Origin of the sequence: Nocardia sp. NPDC060220 (genome assembly GCF_042727815.1) — a bacterium.
In the GTDB taxonomy this organism is placed as follows: domain Bacteria; phylum Actinomycetota; class Actinomycetes; order Mycobacteriales; family Mycobacteriaceae; genus Nocardia.
The window spans coordinates 1-4348 of record NZ_JBHWZY010000601.1 but is presented as its reverse complement, the minus strand read 5'-3'; the positions used below and the strand labels follow the sequence as shown (position 1 = coordinate 4348).

Annotated in this window: 2 protein-coding genes and 1 pseudogene; 1 reads left to right on the top strand and 2 read right to left on the bottom strand. The window is 67.7% G+C overall.

Features of this window, described 5'->3' with window-relative positions; genetic code table 11:
* Nucleotides 1-197: 197 nt before the first annotated feature.
* A complete protein-coding gene (gene leuS / locus ACFWF3_RS26025; RefSeq protein WP_379315930.1) occupies nucleotides 198-3038 on the top strand; it encodes a leucine--tRNA ligase in 2841 nt (946 codons plus the stop codon).
* Between the two features lie 116 nt (nucleotides 3039-3154).
* Here the strand turns inward: leuS and ACFWF3_RS26020 are convergent, their stop codons facing one another.
* Both ACFWF3_RS26020 and ACFWF3_RS26015 read right to left on the bottom strand, forming a co-directional pair.
* The gene (locus tag ACFWF3_RS26020; RefSeq protein WP_378989536.1) at nucleotides 3155-3943 is read right to left on the bottom strand and encodes a polysaccharide deacetylase family protein; all 789 of its coding nucleotides are present in this window, start codon (nucleotides 3941-3943) and stop codon (nucleotides 3155-3157) included.
* A gap of 194 nt (nucleotides 3944-4137) precedes the next feature.
* A pseudogene (locus ACFWF3_RS26015) lies at nucleotides 4138-4348 on the bottom strand (short chain dehydrogenase); the annotation flags it as partial.

Genomic DNA, 4348 nt, shown 5'->3' with positions numbered 1-4348 from the left:
ACCATTCATGCAGGCTAGCGCACCCGTAAAGGCCCGAAATCAGGGCTCCCCGCCGAGCGTGACCGGCCACACACCGACGGCGCGTGCCGTCGCGGCCGCGCGGCATGTTCTCGGCCCTTGGGAAATCGCCTCGCGTCCACGTTCTACGCTGTTAGACGATGTTTACCGGGGATCGGCGAGAACAAGAAGGCAGGACCGTGCAGGACACTCGTGCAACCGAGACTGACGTACCTCAGCACCGGTACAACGCCGAGCTGGCTGGGCGGATCGAACGCCGCTGGCAGCAGAACTGGACCGAGCGCGGCACCTTCGACGCGCCCAACCCGGTCGGGCCGCTCGCCGGGGAGACGCCGCCCGACAAGCTGTTCATCCAGGACATGTTCCCGTTCCCTTCGGGCGCGGGCCTGCACGTCGGCCACCCGCTGGGCTATATCGCCACCGACGTTTTCGGCCGCTACCACCGCATGCGTGGGCGCAACGTGCTGCACGCGCTCGGCTACGACGCCTTCGGTCTGCCCGCCGAGCAGTACGCGGTACAGACCGGCGCGCACCCGCGGGTGACCACCGAGGCCAACATCGCGACCATGCAGCGTCAGCTGGACCGGCTGGGCCTCGGCCACGACCCGCGGCGTTCGTTCGCCACCACCGACCCCGAGTACTACCGGTGGACGCAGTGGATCTTCCTGCGCATCTACAACGCCTGGTACGACCAGGAAGCCGGTCGGGCCCGGCCGATCGCGGAGCTGGAAGAGCAGTTCGCCACCGGCGCGCGGCCGGTCCCCGAAGGGGACTGGAACACCATGCCGGCCGCTGAGCGAGGCGCGCTGATCGACTCGTACCGCCTGGTGTACCAATCGGATTCGATCGTCAACTGGTGCCCGGGACTCGGCACCGTGCTGTCGAACGAAGAGGTCACCGCCGACGGGCGCAGCGAGCGCGGGAACTTCCCCGTGTTCCGTAAGCGCATGTGGCAGTGGATGATGCGCATCACCGCCTACTCCGACCGTCTGGTCGACGACCTGGACACGCTGGACTGGCCGGACAACGTGAAGTCCATGCAGCGCAACTGGATCGGGCGCTCGCGTGGCGCCCAGGTGCGGTTCGACGCCGACGGCGAGACCATCGAGGTGTTCACCACCCGCCCCGACACCCTGTTCGGCGCGACGTACGTGGTGCTGGCCCCCGAGCACGAGCTGGTCGACAAACTGACCGCCGCCGCCTGGCCCGCCGATACCGATGCTCGCTGGACCAACGACAGCCCCACCCCCGCGGAAGCCATTGCCGCATACCGCAAGTCGATCGCGGCGAAGTCGGATCTGGAACGTCAGGAGAACAAGGAGAAGACCGGCGTCTTCCTCGGCTCCTACGCCACCAACCCGGCCGACGGCTCGCAGGTGCCGATCTTCATCGCCGACTACGTGCTGAGCGGCTACGGCACCGGCGCCATCATGGCGGTGCCCGGCCACGACAGCCGTGACTGGGATTTCGCGACGACGCTGAATCTGCCGATCATCGAGGTGATCGACGGTGGGAACGTTGCCGAAGCGGTCCATTCCGGCGAGGGCAAGCTGGTGAATTCCGGCTTCCTGAACGGGCTTTCGGTCGACGAGGCCAAGGCGACGATGATCGGCCACCTCGAAGCCGAGGGTCACGGCACCGGCACCGTCCAGTACAAGCTGCGCGACTGGCTGTTCGCCCGTCAGCGGTACTGGGGCGAGCCGTTCCCGATCGTCTACGACGCCGACGGCGTGGCTCACGCGCTGCCGGAATCCATGCTGCCCGTGGAACTTCCGGAGATGGAAGACTTCGCGCCGGTCACCTTCGACGCCGACGACGCCGACTCCGAGCCGTCCCCGCCGCTGGCCAAGGCCACCGACTGGGTGAACGTGGAGCTGGATCTGGGCGACGGGCCCAAGCAGTACCGCCGCGACACCAATGTGATGCCCAACTGGGCCGGTAGCTCCTGGTACCAGCTGCGCTACGCCGACCCCTCCAACACCGAGACGTTCTGCGCCGAGGAGAACGAGAAGTACTGGCTCGGCCCGCGCACGGCCGAGCACGGCCCGAACGATCCGGGCGGTGTCGACCTGTACATCGGCGGTGTGGAGCACGCGGTGCTGCACCTGCTGTACGCGCGATTCTGGCAGAAAGTGCTCTTCGACCTGGGCGATGTTTCCGGCAGCGAGCCCTACCGCCGCCTGTACAACCAGGGCATGGTGCAGGCGTACGCGTACACGGACTCCCGTGGCGCGTACGTGCCCGCCGCCGAGATCGTCGAACGTGACGCGAAGTTCTTCTGGACCGGGGCCGACGGCGTCGAGATCGAGGTCTCCCAGGAGTACGGCAAGATCGGCAAGTCGCTGAAGAACGCCATCTCGCCCGACGAGATGTGCGACCTCTACGGCGCCGATACCTTCCGCTTCTACGAGATGTCGATGGGTCCGCTCGACACCTCGCGCCCGTGGGCGACCAAGGACGTCGTCGGCGCGCACCGCTTCCTGCAGCGCGTCTGGCGCCTGGTGGTCGACGAGGAAACCGGCACGGTGAAGGCCACCGACGCCGCACCCTCGGATGAAACCCTGCGCCTGGTGCACCGCACCATCGCCGGCGTCGACGAGGACCTGGCCGCGCTGCGCGACAACACCGCGGGCGCCAAGCTGATCGAGCTGACCAACCATCTCACCAAGAACTACCCCACCGGCGCCCCCCGCGCCGCCGTGGAACCCCTGGTGCTGATGCTCGCTCCGCTGGCTCCCCACATCGCCGAGGAACTGTGGGAACGCCTGGGCCACACCACCTCCCTGGCCCACGGTCCCTTCCCCGCCGCCGACCCCGCGCTGCTGGTGGCGGACTCGGTGGAATACCCGATCCAGGTGAAGGGCAAGGTCCGCAGCCGAATCCAGGTCCCCGCCGACGCCGACCCCGCGTCGATCGAGGCCGCCGCCCTGGCCGACGAGAAGGTCATCGCCCTGCTCGACGGTCAGGCGCCCCGCAAGATCATCGTGGTGCCGGGAAAGATGGTCAACATCGTGCCGTAGCCGCCTCCCCGGGTCTTTCGGCCAGACCCGGGTACGGGCAGAGTTGGGGACGCGGCAAGCTTTGTGAGGTGGGCGGGTCAGCTCGTGCCCGGTGAGTTACCCATGTTCTTGCGAGATCAGCTTCGTACTTCCAGGACGTCGTTCAGCGTGACCAGCGCCAGGTTGCGTGACCTGATGATGTCGACCAGCTGGCCGTAGCAGTGGGTGACCGGTGGGAAGTTGGCGTGGCCGATGACGATCGACTGGGCGGCGAAGTATTTGTGCGCGCACTCGATCAGGTATTCCTCGGTGATGAGACCCGAGTCGGACAGGGAGCCGTACCACATGGCGGGGACGGTGTAGCCGAGGTCGGCGGCCACTTTGTCGACGGTGGCGTTGTGGTATCCGAACGGCGGTCGATAGTACGGGGTGCCGTCGACGCCGAAGTTGTTGCGCAGGAACGTTTTCGTGCGACCGAGCTGGTCGGCCACCTCGGTGGTGCTGATCTTGGTCAGGGCGGCGTGGTCCCAGGTGTGGTTGCCGAGCTGGATCTGGCCCGATTCCACCAGCGGGCGCAGCGCGTCGCGATGGATGGTCCAGGAGTCGTAGTAGCCGGTGACGAAGAAGGTGAAGCGGGCGCCGGTGTCCTTCGCCCATTTCACGTACGCGCCGACGACTTCGGCACTCGCGCCGTCGTCGACCGTCAGGGCCATGGTGAGCCCCTGGCCGGGCAGCGCGGTGATGGGCTTCGGGGGAATGATCGACTTCGGCCCGCCCGGCGGGGGCGGGAGCAGGGGCTGGACGGGGGTCGGAGCGGGCGGCGGCGTGGGGATCTCGCCGCCGGAACCCGCCGCGACGGTCTCGCCCTCGGCGGTCGCGCAGCCGGTCAGCGCCACGGCGGTACCCGCGGCCAACATCGCCAGCATTCGACGTCTATCCACTTACCAAACCCCTACTCGAACCGGGTGCACCTCGCCACGAGCCAGGGCACGATCAAATCAGCGGCACGGTACCCACCGAATCCATCGAGCGCCTGAACCAGCGGATACCTCTGTGCGAATTCCAGCGCCGACCCCCTGGACGCAGCTATCGGCGACCATACCGAATCGCCCCGTCGCGGTCAGCGCGGCCGCAACACGATCTCGGTCGGATGCCCGTCCCGTGGGGTGTCGACGGCCGTTCGCACGGTACCGGCCACCGTTTCGGCGGTGAGGAACTCCTCCGGCCGGTACTCGCGACCCTCGCCGGCGACGATCGCCCGCTGCATATCGGTGTCGATGCGACCGGGGAACAGCGAGGTCACCCGCAGCGAGGGTTCCTCCTGACGCAGC